This window comes from Mycobacterium sp. 852014-50255_SCH5639931, from assembly GCF_001665605.1.
Classification (GTDB): domain Bacteria; phylum Actinomycetota; class Actinomycetes; order Mycobacteriales; family Mycobacteriaceae; genus Mycobacterium; species Mycobacterium paraffinicum.
Genome location: NZ_LZSV01000022.1, coordinates 72,960 through 90,371 on the forward strand (window position 1 = coordinate 72,960; position 17,412 = coordinate 90,371).

A 17,412-nucleotide genomic window follows, 5' to 3' on the forward strand; every position below is an offset into this window, starting at 1 on the left:
GGGTAATACTAACGGTATGGTAATGCCGCCCACTCTGGGTCATCGGCCACTTGTTCGCCGCGGCCTGACAGGCAACCAGTTCAATATTGGCCGAACAGCCAATTGATCCCGAGTTGGTTCCCACACGCACGTACCCTTGGGCGTTCGGTGTCAAGGGAATCGCGGGCGGCGCCGGTGCGGTGGACGTGGAGATCAAGCTGTACCCTCCGGGCGTTCCGCCCCCCGCGTATCCAACGACGGTGACGGTCACAGCCAAGATTCCGCCGACAACATTGGGGCCAACTTTTCTATAGCCCAATGTTTTTGACTTTGATCCGCAGAAGGGCTAATTGACACAGATATCGACCTTGGGGTCGCACGCCGGCTTCTTCGTCATCGTCGTCGTCGGCGGTTGGATCGTCATCATCGTCGTCGGCGGTTGGATCGTCATCGTCGTCGACGGCGGTTGGATCGTCATCGTCGTCGTCGGCGGTTGGGTCGTCGTCGCCTTGGGACTCGGCAGTGGCGTCGTGACGTCGTTCGTCGGGCGTGGGGTCGTTCCGTTGTTCGGTGGAGCATTGGGAGTGGTTGCGCCGGGCGCCGGCGGGTGTGATTGCCCGGGCGACCCCGGTGGTGGAGCCCCCGGCGTCGGCAGGGGTGGGGTGCCTGCCGGCTGGCTCGGCCCTAACGGAACGACCGGGACGTTGGGATGAGTCACGTCCGGCGGCCTGGTCCCATACGGATTCCCGCCGGTTGGGCCGTACCCCGCACCGGCATTCTCGTTCCACGTTTCTTGGCGGCGCTGCGGAACGACGCACACCGCATCCCCGTCGAAGGCCTCGCGCCAGACATATCCCGACTTGCAGGTCTGGGGCCCGTATGCGCCCCCGGTCGGCTCCCGGACGTTGGCAGCGTTGGCATTCTCCTGTGCGATTTCAGCGGCAACTTGTTTGGTAACGCACACCTGATCGCCCGGACGCGCGTTGCGTGGGACGAGATCGTTGGGGCACCCGCCGTCGGCGGGTGCCAGCGCCGGAACGCCTACCGCAATTGCGCCGATGACCGCAGACAAAGACAAACCGGCCGCCAAGACTTGACCCCTGAACACGTTCGGATTCCTCTCCGGTGAGTAAGCGTTACGAGATTCGACGCTATGGCCCGGGAGCATCCGTCACATCAGGGGTTTCACTACATTTTTGCGCGCCATCGACCGCGCCGCGGAAGACTTAGATGTCAGCCGGTGACCGCGAGGACGGCTGCGGCGAGTTCGGGGCGGCAGACCACCAGGTCCGGCAGCTTCGGGTCGGGCTGGTTGTACGCCAACGGCGAACCGTCGATGCGCGAGGTGTGCAGACTAGCGGCGCGGGCCACCGCGACCGGGGCGGCCGAGTCCCATTCAAACTGGCCGCCGGCGTGGACGTACACATCGGACAGCCCCTGGACGAGCGAAGCCACCTTGGCGCCGGCGGAACCCATTTCCACGAGCACCCCGTCGAGCGCGTCGCGCACGGCCAGGGCGATGGCGGGCGGGCGGGTGCGCGACACCACGATGCGCGGCTTGCCCGGCGCCGCGGGCGGGGAATCGACCTCAGGAGTGGCCAGGGTGATGCCCTGCGCCGGCAGCGCCACCGCACCGGCAACAAGTTCGCCGGCCTCCCACAGCGCGACGTGCACGGCCCAGTCGTCGCGTCCGGGCTCGGAGAATTCCCGCGTGCCGTCCAGCGGATCCACGATCCACACCCGCTGCGAGCGCAATCGGACCGGATTGTCGATACCCTCCTCGGACAGCACCGCGTCTTCTGGCCGTGCGTCGGTGAGAGCCGCCATGAGAAAATCGTGGGATCGCTTGTCGCCGGCGGCTTTCCGCTCGCTCGCTTCGGCGTCTGCAAACTCTTCGCGGACCGTGAGCAACAGCCGCCCGGCCTCGGTGGCCAACCGTGCGGCCAGTTCGTGGTCGTCCGTCAGTTGCAGGGCCATCACAATCCTTAACTTGGTAGCGTTGACCAACTTTACCCTGCCAGGACAACGCTGACGGGCCCCACCCCGGCAGGAAAGTTCCGGCCGTAATCTGGTGAATGTGAGCGGGGGCAACGTTCCTTTATTGAGCCGGTTGCGACGCATTCCACGGGGGCGTCTGATCGTGGTCGGCATCGTCTCGGTGGTCGCGCTGGGCGGCGTACTCGCCTTTGTGGGGATGAAGCTGGCGCAGGGCAACCACGGCGCGGGGCCTCCTACCGCCCAGCCGGCACCACCGCAGAGCTTCGCCATCCCGGGCTGCTACAACCTGTCCGTTCCGCCGGTCGAGCGCCCGAAGCGGCTCAACGTGCTGGGGTGCGCCAGCGTTGCCATTGCGCTGCAAGACATGTCGTGGAGCTCGTGGGGGCCGCAGGGCGCCGACGGGACCGGCACGGCCGTGTTCAAGGTCTGCGACCCGAATTGCGCAGTGGGGTATCAGCTGACCGAGCCGGTCGTCGTACACGCCTGGAATCCGCAACCGCCGCGACGCGAGGCGATCTGCCAGGTCGGCCTGAACATCTTCGCCGACATGGTGCTGTCCTTCCCCAAAGGCGCCCCGCCACCGAACGTGCAGAAGATGAACACGCAGTACAACGGGCAGCCGGCGGTGCATTTCGCCAACTATTCGAGCGGCGACACCCGCGGCACCCAATTCATCGGCTACACGTACTGCAACTAACGGTTGCTAGACCTCGATCACCACGGCGCCGCCCTGGCCGCCGCCCGCGCACATGGCCGCGACGCCGATGCCGCCGCCCCGGCGGGCCAGCTCGTAGGCCAGCGTGGTCACCATGCGCGCACCCGACGCCGCGATGGGGTGGCCGAGGCTGCAGCCGCTACCGGAGAAGTTCACCTTCTCCTCGTCGATGCCGTACTCCCGGCACGCCGCGATCGGCACGGAAGCGAACGCCTCGTTGATCTCCCACAGCGCCACGTCGCCGGCCGACAGACCGGCCCGCTGCAGCACCTTGCCGATGACCTTGACCGCTCCCAGGCCGGTGTCCCTGGGGGCGACACCCGCGGCCGCCCACGCCCGGACCGTGCCCATCACGTTCAGGTTCTCGGCGGCGGCATAGTCGCGGTCGACGAGGGCCACCGCCGCGGCTGCGTCGTTGGTACCGCTGCTGTTGCCCGCCGTGATCGAGAATCCCTCGATCTCCGGGTGCAGCACTTTCAGCGCGGCGAGCTTCTCCACGGTGGTGTCCCGGCGCGGATGCTCGTCGACGGAGAATTCGGTGACCGAACCGTCGAATTGGGTGATCTTCAGCGGGATGATCTCGTCGACGAACTTCCCCGCGTCCATGGCCGCGATCGCGCGCTGGTGTGACCGGGCGGCCCAGGCGTCCATCTCCTCGCGCGTGATGCCGACCGCCTGGGCGGTGTTCCAGCCCACGGTGATCGACATGTCTTTCGCGGGCGCGTCCGGGGTTTCGACGTGGGTCGGTGGCATCCAGCGCTCCTCGAATTTGAGCTCCGGGCCGGGAATGCGCCAGTTGGTCAGCGGCGTCATTGACAACGACTGCACGCCACCGGCGATCAGCACGCGTTCCATCCCTGAGCCGATCTGGGCCGCGGCGTTGCCGATCGCGGTCAGGCTGCCCGCGCAGTGCCGGTTCACCGACTGGCCGGGAATATGGTCCATACCGGTTGCGGTGGCCGCATACCGCGCCAAATCCCCACCGCCGTAATGTGATTCGGCGAAGATGATGTCGTCGATAGCCGACGGGTCGACGCCGGACCTGCGCACCACCTCGGGAAGCACCGCGGTGATCAGCGTCTCGGGCGGTGTGTTGACGAGCGTGCCCTTGAAGGAGCGGCCGATCGCCGTCCTCACTGCTCCGACAATGACAGGTGTAGCCATGTTCTCAACCTCGAACGGTCTGGCTGCGGTCGGCAGCACTGGCGGGATGTGCGGTCGGACGCCGCGCCGCGAATCGTATCAAATACTGTATGCGCAATAGTACCGACCTAAGTTCAGGCTGCGGATGGGCGCCGCCCACATGAGTCACTCCTTGCGAAGCACCGCGTCACGAAGCGAAACCGGGATAGCGACGTCCCCAACGTCGCGCTGACGAAGAAGTTCCCTGGCTGACATGGCACCAGCGGGTCGACCGCGCTCGTTGCGTCGAGAACCGAAGTTCCGGTTCAGGGTTCACTGGCGACTAGAACGTCACATTCGTCTCCGCGTGACCGATTTCCTGAGTCTGCTTACCGCTGGCGTCGTGGCACGAGACCACCACGTGGTAGTTGACAGGAAACCCGAAGCCGTCAAAGGGCAGGGCCGTACTTGCATTAGGCCCAACGGTGAAGTCGAGGTGATTGCCGCCCGGGGCCGAGTCATAGGTGCACTTCGCCGTTAGTGCCGATGAGTTCGTCACCGTCGCGGTGATGCTCTTGCCGGTAAGGCCATTGCCACTCACAGGACCGAACGTCAATTGGATCGCGTTGGTCACTGGCGCCGGCGCCGGCGCCGGAGGCGGATTGGGATTGGGAGTCTTGGAACAATCCGAGCCCGGCGGCAGGGTGTACCCGGCTGTGCAATGGACGGGGTTGTTTGCGTTTGGCGCCGGCGCCGGCGCCGGGGCGGGGGCAGCCGGCGCGGCAGGTTTGGGCGCACTTGTGTAGTGGTAGTCCGCCCAGGGGCCACACCAGTCTGACGAGAGGTCGTTTTTGCGGCAGCCCTGGACGCTGATCTTGCGGTCCGCGGCGTGGGGGCCAGTTGCGTATACGTCATAACCTTGCCTGGCGGTCTGCCCGTTGATGCACTTGAACGGGTATTCGTGTTGCTCCCCGTCTTCAACCCTCACATGGACGGCGTCGATGACGTAATCGCCGTTCACTCGTGCACAGCCGCCAATGATGCAGGTCACGTGGACATCGCTGTCTGGCTTGCAGTCCACGGTGAGCCCGTTGGACAGCGTGTCCGCGGACGCGACCGGCAGCAGCGATGTCCCTGCAACGCCAATCACCGCGGCCATGACCGGTCCGACTTTCCGAATGATCATGAGCCTGGACATGAGAGGTCCTTTCGAGTTCACCGTCCTAATGCCGCTGCCCGGGTGCGCTTTCGGTTTCAGCTGGGCGTCAGACGACACGACCCTATTGAGCAGGCCAGCTCCAGCGCATCAGGGGTTTCCCTACAGTTTCGGGACGCTGGGACCTGGTCGCTGGGCGACTGATGAGCTACCACAAGCTTGCGACACAATGGATCGATGACCGCACCACTGGCTCAGCGCGACACCACCCAACTTGCCGCTTACCGAGTCGCGGCGATGCTCCTCGGCGTGGGGACGCTGCACTTCGTGGCACCCCAACCGTTCGACACGATCGTTCCCGCCGAGCTGCCCGGCAGCGCGCGGTTCTACACCTACGCGTCGGGGGTGGCCGAGCTGAGCGTCGGAGCGGCGTTGCTGCCACGACGCACCCGGCGAATGGCCGCGCTCGCGGCGGCCGTGTTGTTCATCGGGGTGTTCCCGGCGAACGTCAACATGTGCAGGTTGTGGTGGAACAAGCCCTGGCCGATGCGGATCGCCGCGCTGGCCCGCCTGCCAATGCAGATTCCGATGATCACCACCGCCCTCAAGATCAGCCGCAACAGCTGACGTCCCGCGTCGTCGTCACCTGCACCACAGCCGTCCCCGCCGGAGGGGATGTCCGAAGTGCCGGCCTCTCAGCGACAATGCGCCGGGTGGGCCGCCTCCAAATTCCGTCGCCCGATTTTGTTGCTCGGAGGCGGGCAACTCGTGCATCACCCGGCGGGGGGCTGGCGTGGCCGCTGCGACAGGAGGACGGAGTCAATATCGGAAACAGGTTGTGCCGCAAGTGTAGTCACGCCCCGACGTCGACTGAGCGCCCGAGAAATGCCATGAGCCGGGCAGTCGGCGTCGCATCCGCGGGCGCGGCTTGGGCCGGACCGAAGCCACCTGGCCGCCGCAACATTTGTTCCGGCGCCGATTCCACCAGCCCGCGGCCCAGCGCCAGCAGGTCCTCCGGCAGCTCGATCAGCCGCCCTTGTGAGCGATGGATGTCCCAGGCGTGCATGGCCAAGTCCGAGACGGGATAGGTCAGGGCCCGATGCAACGGAACCTCACCTTCCGGCGACGTCCGCATCCCGTCGAACTCGGCGCCCGGCAAGGCGTCTCGTAGCCGCGTCGCCAGCTCACGAAGGCGCGCCGCCGGGTTCTCGCATATCCAGTCGGAAGGCTGCGAGGGACCTCCCCAGATCTCGCCGTCCTCCACGAGCGTCACGACTTTCGCTGCGCTGCCGGTGACGTGACCCACCAGCTCGCGCAGGCTCCACCCCTCGAGGTTGGATGGCTGGTCCCAGCTGTCCGGTGAAATGTGGTCGACGGCATCGATGAGTAGATCGAGCGCCTCGATAGCCATCACGCCGATCCCGGAGGTCGTGTTGTCCATTCCTTGTATCTCCTTGCCAGCAGGCGAATTCGGCGTTGTGGTGCCGGGGTGCACCGAATCACTCTGCGACCGCAGTGCGTCCGGCCCCTCAGCGCGATGCAGAAACACAAACTTATTCTGTCCCGCGGCGCCTGCCAGGAAGGGCCGCACCAGGCGCGGGTAGGCCCTCATCGCTTCCGCGCGGGGGATCAATTCGGGTCTTTCGAGCGCGTACTCGCTGCCGTTCCATGTCAAACTGCATTTGCCGGCGTCCAGCACATTCTCCAGCCAGTCAACATGGGGGTACGCCGCCGCCAGCACGAAACCATCGCCGAGCGGATAAGCGCTCAGCGGCGTCACATACGTTCTGCCGCTGCGCCGGCCGACGTGGCGCAGTGCGCTCAGGTTGAAGTAGAACATTCCCAGCCGGGTCCCGGCGACGGCGCGCAGATAGGGATTCCCCCGCTTGGTCAGTTGGCGCGTCCAGTCGCTGACACGTTGTATGCGCATCAGCATTCCCCAGCCGAGCAAGAGCAGATACAGCACCGCGACAACAGCGGCGGCGATGGCCGGCAGCGGCACGAGCGCACGTCTCAGGCTTCGGCTGATCATGCGGCAGCCTCCTAAAGTTCTAGCGGGAAAACTTCCGCTACCGTCGGCCGCGTACCGTCCAGAAGTCTAGGGTCGCAAGTCCTTGGACCGGCAAAAAGGCCAGACCTGACGTCGGCTGATCACACAGGAGGGCCGCTTGGGCAAGACAGATATCGCAGCGGTTCTCGCCGTCGCCGCCGCCCTAATGGTTGGTATCGGAGACGTCATCCAGCAGCGATCCGCCCAGCAGGTCACCGACAAACCGGTTGGCACCCTCGCGCTGTTTCGCCGGTTGCTTCGTGATCGCCAATGGTGGACGGGCAGCCTGGTGGCCGGCGCGGGGTTCGGGTTTCAGGCCGCCGCGCTGGGCCTGGGTTCGGTGGTGCTCGTGCAGGCCCTGTTGGTAACGTCGCTGCTGTTCGCGCTGCTCATCAGCGCGCGGGTAAACCACCGGAGAATCACTGTGCGGCAAGGAATTTGGGCCGTATTGCTGGCAGCCGCGGTTGCGGTGGTGGTGACCGTCGGCGACCCGCAGGAGGGAACGCCGCGAGGGTCGGTGCAGACGTGGACCATCGTTGCGTTGGTCATGGGCCCGGCGCTGATCCTGTGCGTCGTCGGCGCGCGCATGTTCCCGGGCGGGGTCGGCGCGCTGTTGCTGGGCCTGATGTCCGGGTCGCTGTGGGGATTGTTTTCGGTGTTGACCAAGGGCGTGGTCGACCAACTCGACCACGGCATCCCGGCGTTGCTGCGCATACCCGAACTGTATGTGTGGGTGGTGGTGGCGATCGCGGCCACGGCCTGGGAACAATCGGCGTTTCGGGCCGGCCCGCTCACCGCATCGCTTCCGGCGGTCACCGTCGCCGAGCCCGTCGTCGGATCGGTGCTCGGTGTCACCGTGCTGGGCGAGACGCTGCGAACCAACGACGTCGGCCTAGTCGCACTCGGGGTATCGGTCACCGTCATGGCCGCAGCGGTGATCGCGCTGGCCCACAGCCAGGCCACCGGCGCCCCGCCGGCCGACGAAAAGCCCGCGATATCAGCCTGATCGGCTGCGCGAGCCGACTCGGTGCGCCGTGCCGTCCGGATCCACATAGGCGAATTCGCGCAGACCACAGGGCGTGTCCTGCGGTGGGATCAGGCGGCCATCGAGGCCTTCCAGCGCCGCCCACTCCGCATAGAGGGCATCGGCATCGCTGACGTAGAGGTACACGCTGGCGGCGGTGCGCAGCGGGTCGTGCTCGTCCCATTCGGTGAGGTGGATCGACACGGGTCCCCGTTCGACGAAGCCGTAACGATCCGGTCCCTCGTATCGGCGCGCATCGAAGCCGAGTCGTCGATAGCGATCCAGGGCGGTGTCCAGATTTAGGACCGGGACGATCGGCGCTACCGATGTGAAGTCGACTGCGGCCACACCGCGAAACATAACGTTTGGCACCGAACTTGCCCAAGACAACCGGCTGCTGTCGTACGCTTCATTCGCGAAATAGCTTCTGAATAGGACGACGCGCGGGGGGTGCGCGAATGCTTGATAGCCGAATCAAGTAGGAAGGCACTCGATATGCGCCAGCTGATAACGGCTCTTGCCACTGCGGCCATCGGAATGCTGATCGCCGGCTGCGGCAACAATGACGGGGGCGGCGCTGCCTCGTCATCCACCACCACCAGCACCAGGGCGTTGTCGTCCAATGCTGCCCTGACGAAGGCCCAGCTGCCCGACCTGATGCTCAGCCCGACCGAAATCGACACCGCGCTGGGCGTCACCGGAACGTCGAGTGACCCACCGAAAACCGCGCTGGAAGAAGACACCGCCAAACGCACCAATTACACCCTTCCCGCCGAATGCAAGTACGCCATCCACGCGGCACTGGAACCCGTTTATGCGGACAGCGGTTACACGGCGGTTTACGGCTACCACGACCTTGCACCCGCTCCCCCGGGTGCGAATGACCTGGAAAGCGCTGACGTGTATCAGTTTGTCGTATTGTTCCCGTTGCCCGACCAAGCGAACGCGTTTTTCACCACCTCGTCGCAGCAATGGCCCGCCTGCGCCAACCGGTTGGACACCGTCCCCGCCGACGACACCAATCCCGAGCTTCAGTGGAAGGTGGGACCGGTCGCCAACGCCAACGGGGTTCTGAGCACAACCGTAACCCTGACCGTCAACCGAAACGGCGTGAACGTAACCATGCCCTGCCAACGGGCGCTGACCGTCCGCAACAACGTCGTCATCGACGTCGACGCGTGCCGTAAGGACGCGGGAGACCGTGGCGTCAGCATCGCCAATCAAATCGCCGGGAAAGTCGGCAAACAATAAGACTCGATGGCCGCCTGCCGTTTACCTCTCGGCGGTAGCTACTCGCCGGGACCCTGGCGTACGATCTTGCGGCCGGTCAAGCGACGCCACTTGCGCCACCACCGATCCTGGCGGTAAGCCGTAGCTGCACACGATGTCGCGGTCCGGTTTCGTGCAGTCTGCTCGAAGGGTCGGTCGCGGGGTGTCGAGGAGGAACGAATGAGCGCATCGGAGACGGCGGCCGAACGCAGCGAGGAGCGGCCGGTGATTCACCTTTCGCAGTTGCTGCGCGCGCCGGTACTCGCTCGCGCCGGAGAAACCGTCGGCCGGGTCGAGGACGTGATCGTCCGGCTGCGGGGCGCCGACGAGTATCCACTGGTGACCGGGATCGTTGCCGGAGTCGGCGGTCGGCGTGTGTTCATCGGCGACAAGTCCATCGACGAGTACGCCGCGGACCGAGTCCTGTTGACCAAGAACAAGGTTGACCTTCGCGGCTTCGAGCGCCGCAACGGCGAGGTGCTGTTGCGCGCCGACGTGTTGGGCCACCGGTTGATCGACGTGGCCAACGTGGAGCTGATCCGCGCCTACGACGTGGAGCTGGAAGATATCGGCGGCGGATGGATGCTGACGCGCGTGGACACCCGACGGCCACCACGATTGTTCGGGCTGATCAAGCAGTCCGGTGGGCACGCCGCTCGGGATTGGAAGGCGTTCGAACCGCTGATCGGCGACACCCGCTCCGACGCGGTGCGGCGCCTGTCGGACCGGTTCGGCGAGTTCAAAGCCGCCGAGATCGCCGACCTCCTCGAGGAGGCGGACAAGGCCGAGGGCGGCGAGATCCTCGACCGGGTGCGCAGCGATCCCGAACTCGAAGCCGACGTGTTCGAAGAACTGGAGCCGGAAAAGGCCAGCCGACTCCTCGACGGCATGCCCGATAACGAGGTCGCCGCGCTGCTGGGCCGGATGCGCGCCGACGATGCCGCGGACGCGATCGCCGACCTGCGCCAGTCGCGGCGCCGGCGGGTGCTGGACCTGATGCCGGGCCCGCAGCGCACCAAGGTCATCACCTTGATGGGCTTCAATCCCGAAAGCGCCGGCGGGCTGATGAACGTCGACTTCGTATCGGCCGCCGCCACCACGACGGCGGCGGAGGCGTTGGGCCTGATCACCACCGCCAGCACCATACAGCCGGAGGCGCTCATCAAAGTGCATGTTCTCGACGGGGACGGACGGCTCGACGGCGTGGTCTCGGTGATCACGCTGCTGCAGGCCCAGGCCGGTGAAACCCTTGAGCGGCTGATGGATTCGGACCCGGTGCGGGTCACCGCCGACGCCGACCTGACGGACGTCGCGCTGTTGATGGCCGATTTCAACCTCTACTCCATCCCGGTCGTGGACGAACAGGACCGCGTGCTCGGAGTGGTCACCGTCGACGACGTGCTCGAAGCGACCATCCCCGAAGACTGGCGCCGGCGTGAGCCCGCTCCGCGTCCCGTCCGCGAGCTCGCCCAACCCGGTGACCCCAACGCACGCGTACCGGGAGGTAACGCGCCGTGACGGCAGGTCGCGAAGAGGCGGCCCACAGCGCGGTGCTCGACACCGCGCACCTGGGCGATATCGAGGGCGCGTTCGGAAGGATCAGCGTCGGCGAAACCGAGCACGCACGGACGTGGAAGACACGGTTGCTGACACTGCTGGCGATCGTCGGTCCGGGAATCATCGTGATGGTCGGCGACAACGACGCCGGCGGTGTGGCCACCTACGCCCAGGCCGGGCAGAACTACGGCTACTCCCTGCTCTGGGTGCTACTGCTGTTGATACCCGTGCTGATCGTCAACCAGGAGATGGTGGTTCGGCTCGGGGCGGTCACGGGCGTCGGACACGCGAGGTTGATCAACGAACGCTTCGGCCGCGGCTGGGGCTGGTTCTCGGTGGGCGACCTGTTCTTGCTGAACTTCTTGACGATCGTCACCGAGTTCATCGGTATCAGCCTGGCCGCCGAGTACCTCGGCGTCTCCAAATACGTGGTGGTGCCGGTCTCGGCGGTGGCACTGGTCGCGATCATGGCGAGCGGAAGCTTCCGGCGCTGGGAGCGCGCCATGTTCGTCTTCATCGCCGTCACCCTGCTGCAGATCCCGATGCTGCTGATGTCCCACCCGCAGTGGGCTCAGGCGACGAAATCCTTCGTGATACCGCGCATTTCGGGTGGCGTGAGCTCGGACGCGGTGCTGCTCGTCATCGCCATCGTCGGCACCACCGTGGCGCCCTGGCAGCTGTTTTTCCAGCAGTCCAACGTCGTCGACAAACGCATCACCCCGCGCTTCATCGGCTATGAACGCGCCGATACCGTGCTGGGCGCCTTCGTCGTCGTCATCGGCGCGGCGGCGCTGGTGATGACGGGCGAATGGGCGGCACGTTCCACCAACACCATCGGCGGTTTCACCGACGCCGGCGCCACCGCACACCTACTCGGGGAACATCGGGGAACGCTCGGCTGGATCTTTGCGATCGTCCTGATGGACGCCTCGATCATCGGCGCCGCCGCGGTGACCCTGGCCACCAGTTACGCCTTCGGTGACGTGTTCGGCCTGAAGCACTCGCTGCACCGCGGATTCGCCGATGCCAAACAGTTTTACCTCTCCTACACCGCCATGGTGGTGTTGGCCGCGGCCATCGTCCTCATACCGGGCGCTCCGCTCGGTCTGATCACCACCGCCGTTCAGGCCCTTGCCGGCCTACTGCTGCCCAGCGCCAGCGTCTTTCTGCTGCTGCTGTGCAACGACCGGGAAGTGTTGGGGCCGTGGGTCAATCGCCCCTGGCTCAACGGGGTCGCCGGGCTGATCGTCGGCACGCTGCTCCTGTTGTCCGGAATCCTGATGGCCACCACCCTGTTCCCCAAACTCGATGTCGTCGCGGTGGCCGGCTATCTGGCCCTGGTCCTGATTGTCCTCGCCGCTGCGGCTGCACCCGCGCTGCGCTGGATGGCCCGCCGGCAACCCGCAGCGCCCCAGGCACCCCTCCCGGCACGCGGAGTGGACCGCAATACCTGGCGCATGCCACCCCTGACCCTGCTGGAACCGGTCACCTGGTCACCGGGCACCCGTCTCGGCATGATCGCGCTGCGCGGCTACCTGATCCTCGGCGCATTGCTGTTGGTGGTCAAAGCAATACAGCTCAGTCACTGACCGCTTGTCGTATCCGACGCGCCACCTCGCCGTACCGCTCGAAACGCTCCGGATCGCCCACGGCATTGTAAAGCACGAGCCGCGTGGCCATTCCGGCATATTTCTCCGTCAGCGCGTCGGCCAACCCGTCCCACGTCGACTCGGTGGCAAAGACCGCGATGTGGTCATCGCTGACCTGGGCCGCCATTCCCGCGAAGTCCCCCGCCTTCTGCTTCTCCCGGATCCGGGCGGTCGTGCCCTCGAACCCGGCCTGGTCCCAGATGAACGCGTAATTCGGTGTGCTGCCGTAGAAAGCCATGCTGGCCCGCACCACTTCGCGTTGCTTGTGGAGCTCTTCGTCGCTGTCGCCGACGATGGTCATCACCGGGACGATCACCGCGAGGTCCGACGGCGAGCGTCCCGCCTTCGCCGCTCCGTCAGCGATGTTCGGCAGGACGTGACGGGCGATGTAACCCGGCTCGCCGATCGGATGCACGTGCACCCCGTCGGCCACTTCGCCCGCCATCCGCAGCATCCACGGATTAACCGCTGCGATATCGACTTTCGGATCGGGCGCCTCGATCGGACCCGGGCTCCACTGCGGGGTGATGAAGTCGAGGTCATAGAAGTCGCCGTGGTGCTCGAGCGTCCCGGATCTAAACGCCGCGAAGCAGGCCTTGACGGCGAACAAGTAGTCGCGCAACCGGGGGCCGGGCCGCTCGAACGCCACGCCGTAGCGCCGGACGACGTGGGTGCGCACCTGGGTGCCCAGGCCCAGCCGGAAGTTTCCGCCGGTCGCTTCCTGAAGCTCCCACGCAGTGGCTGCCGTGACGAAGGGGCTGCGCGGGAAGGCCACCGCCACGCCCGTGGACAGCTCGAGGCCGGGAGCGGCCTGCGACGCGACGGCGGCATTGAGGTAGGCCGTCCGGCCAGTCTCGGTGAACAACAGGCCGGAGAATCCGGCGGATTGCGTTCGCCGGGCCAGGTCGCCTATCTGGTGTAGCGGCTGAGGGACCGTCATCGCGTCGACCTGCATTCCTCGGAGCCTACGTCGGGCCGAGCGCTGTTCGGGCAGCGGGACAACCGCGCCGGCAATATCCGCCTCTTGCTCGGCGGCCGGTGCACAGTGTTAGCTCTGTAGGCAACAGCAACCACAGCCGTTTCGCTAATGGGAGGATTTCGAACATGCTTCGTGGATTGGTCATGGCCGGAGCAATCGCAGTGGGAATTGCCCTGGCTCCCCCGGCCCTGGCCGCCCCGTCGACGACGACAACCACGACGACGACCTCACCGACGGCGGGTGGCAGCGTTTACTACCCGAACTGCAAAGCGGCGTGCGCCGCCGGCGCCGCCCCGATCTACGCGGGGCAGCCGGGATACCGGGCACCGCTCGATCGCGACGGCGACGGCATCGCGTGCGAAGTCTGCCACTGACGCTGGGGCACTCGATGTCCATGCCCACGGTGCGATGGCTCGCCGTCATCTCGATGGCCTGTGCCGGCCTCATGGCGTGCGGATCGCAGCACGTCGCACCGTCCAACGCCTCCAGTTCGAGCGCGACAAAGTCGTCGACGCCTCCGAGCTCGAGCGCATCTAGCTCAGTCGCCTCGCCCGCCACTACCAGCACGCCGGCTTGCGTCGGTTTATCGATATGCCCGCCACCGCCGCCGGATGCCGAGGGAAATCCGGCGTGCTATTACGCCGACGGGTGGCGCGCCGATTCCTCAGGCGCCGGGATCGAGGTGTGGTACTTCCGTGACCCGCAGAACCCGCCCCAGCCGGCCAAGATCACGGCGCTGGTGCGCAAGAAGGATGGGACCAACGAATCCCAGGACGCCGACATCGCCGCCGACCAACAAGTGCACCGGTTCGGATTCCCCAGCGTCGCGCCGTCAGCAGTGCAAGAGGTCTTGCTCAGCAGCGTCAGCGGCCGCTGCTTCGTCATCGGCGGCTGACGCCCGCGTGCTCAGCGCCTCGGGGGACGGTGGCTCACCGGAGCGGTAAAGCCTTGGGTGTCGTCGAAGTGAGCCCAGTGCCCGTCGTCGTTGACCTCCATGCGCCAACCCAGCTCGGTACTGCCGCCGATCGAATGGGTGAACCAGGCGTGCGCGGACTCCGCGCTGGCGAAATCCTTCGTCGCGACGACCCGCCCACGTGGGTCGATGACGCGAAACTCAGCCATGGGAGGTGATTATCCCTGCCAGCGGCTTTTCAATCGAGCTAATCGCCCATTTGCCGACAAAGCCGACAGCAACAGTGTTCCCGCGGATCTGGCAAATCCTGGACTACACGGTCCGGGTCAAGCGGTCGGCGAGCAGCTCGGCGAATCTGGCCGGATCGTCGAGCGCGCCGCCCTCGGCGAGAAGCGCTGTGCCATACAGTAATTCGGCGGTCTCGGCAACCTCAGCAAGTGCGGCGTCGCCGTCCGCCTTCTTTTGCGCCTCGCGCAGCCCGGTGACCAGGGGATGGTTGGGATTGAGTTCGAGGATCCGCTTACCGACCGGGATGTCCTGCCCGGACGCACGGTAGAGCCGGGCGAGCGCGGGGGTGATTCCGAAGGCGTCGGTGATCAGGCAGGCCGGCGAGTCCGTCAGGCGGCTGGAAAGCCGAACTTCCTTGACGTGTTCGCTCAACGTCTCCTTCATCCAGGTCAGCAGGTCGGCGAATTCCTTCTGCTGTTCCTCGCGCTCGGCCTCGCTCTCGTCGCCTTCGGAGCTCAGGTCCACCTCGCCCTTGGCGACCGACTGCAGCGGTTTGCCGTCGAACTCGGTCACGGTGCCCACCCAGACTTCGTCGACCGGGTCGGTGAGCAGTAGGACTTCGTAACCCTTGGCTTTGAACGCCTCCAGGTGCGGCGATTTCAGGATCTGTTGCCGCGTCTCCCCCGTGGCGAAGAAGATCTGCTCCTGGCCGTCCTTCATGCGCTCCACGTACTCGGCGAGGGTGGTCGCCTCCTCCTCGCTGTGCGTCGAGGCGAACGAGGATATCTGCAGCAGGGTGTCCCGGTTGTCGAAGTCCGACAGCAGCCCCTCTTTGACGACTCTGCCGAACTGGGTCCAGAAGCTGCGGTAGTCGTCCGGCCGCTCGGACTGCAGTTCCTTGATGGTGGAGAGGACCTTCTTGGTGAGGCGCCGGCGAATCGCCTTGATCTGCCGGTCCTGCTGCAGGATTTCGCGCGACACGTTGAGCGACATGTCCTGTGCATCGACGACGCCCTTGACGAAGCGCAGGTATTCGGGCATGAGCTGGTCGCAGTCGCCCATGATGAACACCCGCTTGACGTACAGCTGAATCCCGGTCTGGGCGTCGCGGTTGAACAGGTCGAACGGCGCGTGGGACGGGATGAAGAGCAAGGCCTGGTATTCGAAGGTGCCCTCGGCCTTCATCGCGATGACTTCGAGCGGGTCATCCCAGGCATGCGCGATGTGCTTGTAGAACTCCTGGTACTCCTCCTCGGAGACCTCTTCCTTGGGCCGCGCCCAAAGCGCCTTCATCAAGTTGAGGGTCTCGGTATCGATGACGACCTCTTCGCGGGTCTCTTCGGAGCCTTCCTCCACAGGAACCTGGATCCGCCGTTCGACCTCCATCCGGATGGGCCAGGCGATGAAGTCGGAGTACTTCTTCACCAGGCCCCGGATCTTCCACTCCGAGGTGTAGTCGTGCAGCTCATCCTCGGCGTCTTCGGGCTTGAGGTGCAGCGTGACCGACGTTCCCTGCGGAGCGCTCTCGACGGCTTCGATGGTGTAGGTGCCCTCGCCGCTCGACTCCCACCGGGTCGCTTCGCTCTCGCCGGCCTTGCGGGTGAGCAGTTCGACCTTGTCGGCGACCATGAAGCTCGAGTAGAAACCGATGCCGAACTGACCGATCAGTTCCTCCGAGGCGGCTGCGTTCTTGGCGTCCTTTGCCTCCCTTAACTGCTGGCGCAGTTCGGCGGTCCCCGACTTGGCCAGGGTGCCGATCAGGCCGACGACCTCGTCCCGCGTCATACCGATGCCGTTGTCACGGATGGTCAGCGTGCGTGCGTCCTTATCCACCTCGACCTCGATGTGCAGGTCGGAGGTGTCCACGTCGAGGTCCTTGTTCCGGAAGCCTTCCAGCCGGAGCTTGTCCAATGCGTCGGAGGCGTTCGAGATCAACTCCCGCAGAAACGAATCCTTATTGGAGTAGACGGAGTGGACCATCAGATCCAGCAACTGTCGGGCCTCTGCCTGAAACTCCAACTGCTCGACACGCGCGTTCATCGGCATTCCCTACATTTCTCCCAGGACATGACGTTTCAAATTTACCGAGGTGCGAAGCGCTCGTGTCCGGGGGTTCGCCCGTAGCGATCACGTCGGGCCTACGCTGAACAGATGTCTGTTGCCCAACGCGAGCGAGCCGCCCTTGTCGACACCCTGCGCGGCGTGGGACCCGATGCGCCCACCCTCTGCGAAGGGTGGAAGACGCGGGACCTCGCCGCCCACCTCGTCATCCGGGAGTACCGGCCCGACGCCGCTCCGGGCATCGTCATCCCGTTCTTCGCCCCGCACACCGAGAAGGTGCAGGATCAGACGGCCGAGACCGAGTGGGACGAGCTGGTGGACAAGGTCGCGTCCGGCCCGCCGGTGTACTCACCGTTCAAGCTCCTCGACGCGGTGGCCAACGTCGCCGAGATGTTCATCCACCACGAGGACGTGCGCCGCGCCCAGCCGGGCTGGAACCCGCGCGAGCTGGAGCCCGCCCTGGCCGCCAGGCTGCGCCGAACCCTGCCCCTGATGGCCCGGGTCACGCTCGCCAAGGTGCCGGGCCGGGTGGCGTTGCGTACCCCGGAGGGCAAGACGCTGCTGACTGCGGGCCGCGGCCCGGCCGTCACGGTGACCGGTGCGCCCGAAGAGCTGCTGCTGTTCGCGGTCGGGCGCTCCGCGCGAGTCGAGTTCGACGGCGACGCATCGGCGGTACAGGCCGTCCGGGACGCGCCCAAAGGGCTGTAGCCCG

18 protein-coding genes are annotated in these 17,412 nt (G+C 65.8%); 10 read left to right on the forward strand and 8 right to left on the reverse strand.

The genetic code is table 11. From position 1 onward, the window contains the following. Positions 1 to 329: 329 nt before the first annotated feature. Positions 330 to 692: a hypothetical protein gene (locus A5758_RS13585; protein WP_156622625.1), complete on the forward strand. Its 363-nt coding sequence runs from the start codon at positions 330 to 332 to the stop codon at positions 690 to 692. A 520-nt stretch (positions 693 to 1,212) separates the two neighbouring features. On the opposite strand, the gene A5758_RS13590 is transcribed toward A5758_RS13585, so the two are convergent. After that, a complete protein-coding gene (locus tag A5758_RS13590) occupies positions 1,213 to 1,956 on the reverse strand; it encodes a 3'(2'),5'-bisphosphate nucleotidase CysQ (protein ID WP_067740679.1) in 744 nt (247 codons plus the stop codon). Between the two features lie 163 nt (positions 1,957 to 2,119). Here A5758_RS13590 and A5758_RS13595 point away from each other — a divergent pair, with 163 nt between their 5' ends. After that, the gene (locus tag A5758_RS13595; protein WP_197503742.1) at positions 2,120 to 2,674 is read left to right on the forward strand and encodes a hypothetical protein; all 555 of its coding nucleotides are present in this window, start codon (positions 2,120 to 2,122) and stop codon (positions 2,672 to 2,674) included. A gap of 6 nt (positions 2,675 to 2,680) precedes the next feature. Here A5758_RS13595 and A5758_RS13600 read toward each other — a convergent pair whose 3' ends face one another. Together A5758_RS13600 and A5758_RS13605 are read right to left on the reverse strand one after the other, a co-directional pair. Beyond that, positions 2,681 to 3,856: a thiolase family protein gene (locus A5758_RS13600; protein WP_067740743.1), complete on the reverse strand. Its 1,176-nt coding sequence runs from the start codon at positions 3,854 to 3,856 to the stop codon at positions 2,681 to 2,683. Positions 3,857 to 4,157: 301 nt separating this feature from the next. After that, positions 4,158 to 5,012 carry a hypothetical protein gene (locus A5758_RS13605; RefSeq protein ID WP_156622626.1) on the reverse strand — a complete coding sequence of 285 codons (855 nt, stop codon included), beginning with the start codon at positions 5,010 to 5,012 and terminating at the stop codon, positions 4,158 to 4,160. 195 nt (positions 5,013 to 5,207) lie between these two features. Here A5758_RS13605 and A5758_RS13610 point away from each other — a divergent pair, with 195 nt between their 5' ends. Next, on the forward strand, positions 5,208 to 5,597 hold the full coding sequence (locus tag A5758_RS13610) for a hypothetical protein (protein ID WP_067740684.1): 390 nt from the start codon (positions 5,208 to 5,210) through the stop codon (positions 5,595 to 5,597). Positions 5,598 to 5,823: 226 nt separating this feature from the next. Here A5758_RS13610 and A5758_RS26250 read toward each other — a convergent pair whose 3' ends face one another. Further along, the gene (locus A5758_RS26250; RefSeq protein ID WP_231987311.1) at positions 5,824 to 6,972 is read right to left on the reverse strand and encodes a TIGR03086 family metal-binding protein; all 1,149 of its coding nucleotides are present in this window, start codon (positions 6,970 to 6,972) and stop codon (positions 5,824 to 5,826) included. Between the two features lie 166 nt (positions 6,973 to 7,138). Between A5758_RS26250 and A5758_RS13620 the strand changes: the two genes are divergently transcribed. Continuing rightward, positions 7,139 to 8,026 (forward strand): DMT family transporter, encoded by an 888-nt coding sequence (locus A5758_RS13620; protein WP_067740686.1) that lies wholly within the window; start codon positions 7,139 to 7,141, stop codon positions 8,024 to 8,026. Here A5758_RS13620 and A5758_RS13625 read toward each other — a convergent pair. Then, the gene (locus tag A5758_RS13625) at positions 8,018 to 8,392 is read right to left on the reverse strand and encodes a VOC family protein (RefSeq protein WP_067740750.1); all 375 of its coding nucleotides are present in this window, start codon (positions 8,390 to 8,392) and stop codon (positions 8,018 to 8,020) included. The genes A5758_RS13620 and A5758_RS13625 overlap by 9 nt on opposite strands. 147 nt (positions 8,393 to 8,539) lie before the next feature. Between A5758_RS13625 and A5758_RS13630 the strand changes: the two genes are divergently transcribed. The 3 genes from A5758_RS13630 to A5758_RS13640 all read left to right on the forward strand — a co-directional run bounded on the left by A5758_RS13630 (position 8,540) and on the right by A5758_RS13640 (position 12,459). Continuing rightward, positions 8,540 to 9,295 (forward strand): sensor domain-containing protein, encoded by a 756-nt coding sequence (locus A5758_RS13630; RefSeq protein ID WP_067740687.1) that lies wholly within the window; start codon positions 8,540 to 8,542, stop codon positions 9,293 to 9,295. 198 nt (positions 9,296 to 9,493) lie between these two features. After that, positions 9,494 to 10,831, forward strand: coding sequence for a magnesium transporter MgtE N-terminal domain-containing protein (locus tag A5758_RS13635; protein ID WP_067740689.1), 1,338 nt, complete (start codon positions 9,494 to 9,496; stop codon positions 10,829 to 10,831). Next, a complete protein-coding gene (locus A5758_RS13640; protein ID WP_067740691.1) occupies positions 10,828 to 12,459 on the forward strand; it encodes an Nramp family divalent metal transporter in 1,632 nt (543 codons plus the stop codon). Before A5758_RS13635 ends, A5758_RS13640 begins: the two co-directional genes overlap by 4 nt. Here the strand turns inward: A5758_RS13640 and A5758_RS13645 are convergent. Further along, on the reverse strand, positions 12,449 to 13,474 hold the full coding sequence (locus A5758_RS13645) for a TIGR03617 family F420-dependent LLM class oxidoreductase (protein WP_067740692.1): 1,026 nt from the start codon (positions 13,472 to 13,474) through the stop codon (positions 12,449 to 12,451). The two genes, A5758_RS13640 and A5758_RS13645, sit on opposite strands and share 11 nt — an antisense overlap. A gap of 167 nt (positions 13,475 to 13,641) precedes the next feature. Between A5758_RS13645 and A5758_RS26545 the strand changes: the two genes are divergently transcribed. Next, positions 13,642 to 13,872, forward strand: coding sequence for an excalibur calcium-binding domain-containing protein (locus tag A5758_RS26545; RefSeq protein ID WP_067740694.1), 231 nt, complete (start codon positions 13,642 to 13,644; stop codon positions 13,870 to 13,872). After that, a complete protein-coding gene (locus A5758_RS13655) occupies positions 13,854 to 14,393 on the forward strand; it encodes a hypothetical protein (protein ID WP_231987312.1) in 540 nt (179 codons plus the stop codon). The genes A5758_RS26545 and A5758_RS13655 overlap by 19 nt, the downstream gene beginning before the upstream one ends. Positions 14,394 to 14,404: 11 nt before the next feature. Here A5758_RS13655 and A5758_RS13660 read toward each other — a convergent pair whose 3' ends face one another. Then, entirely contained in the window at positions 14,405 to 14,620 is a 216-nt protein-coding gene (locus A5758_RS13660) for a hypothetical protein (RefSeq protein WP_067208828.1), read from the reverse strand. A gap of 103 nt (positions 14,621 to 14,723) precedes the next feature. Further along, positions 14,724 to 16,679, reverse strand: coding sequence for a molecular chaperone HtpG (gene htpG / locus A5758_RS13665; RefSeq protein ID WP_067740754.1), 1,956 nt, complete (start codon positions 16,677 to 16,679; stop codon positions 14,724 to 14,726). 111 nt (positions 16,680 to 16,790) lie between these two features. Here htpG and A5758_RS13670 point away from each other — a divergent pair, with 111 nt between their 5' ends. Then, positions 16,791 to 17,408, forward strand: a complete 618-nt coding sequence (locus A5758_RS13670; protein ID WP_067208831.1) for a TIGR03085 family metal-binding protein — start codon at positions 16,791 to 16,793, stop codon at positions 17,406 to 17,408. Positions 17,409 to 17,412: the final 4 nt, after the last annotated feature.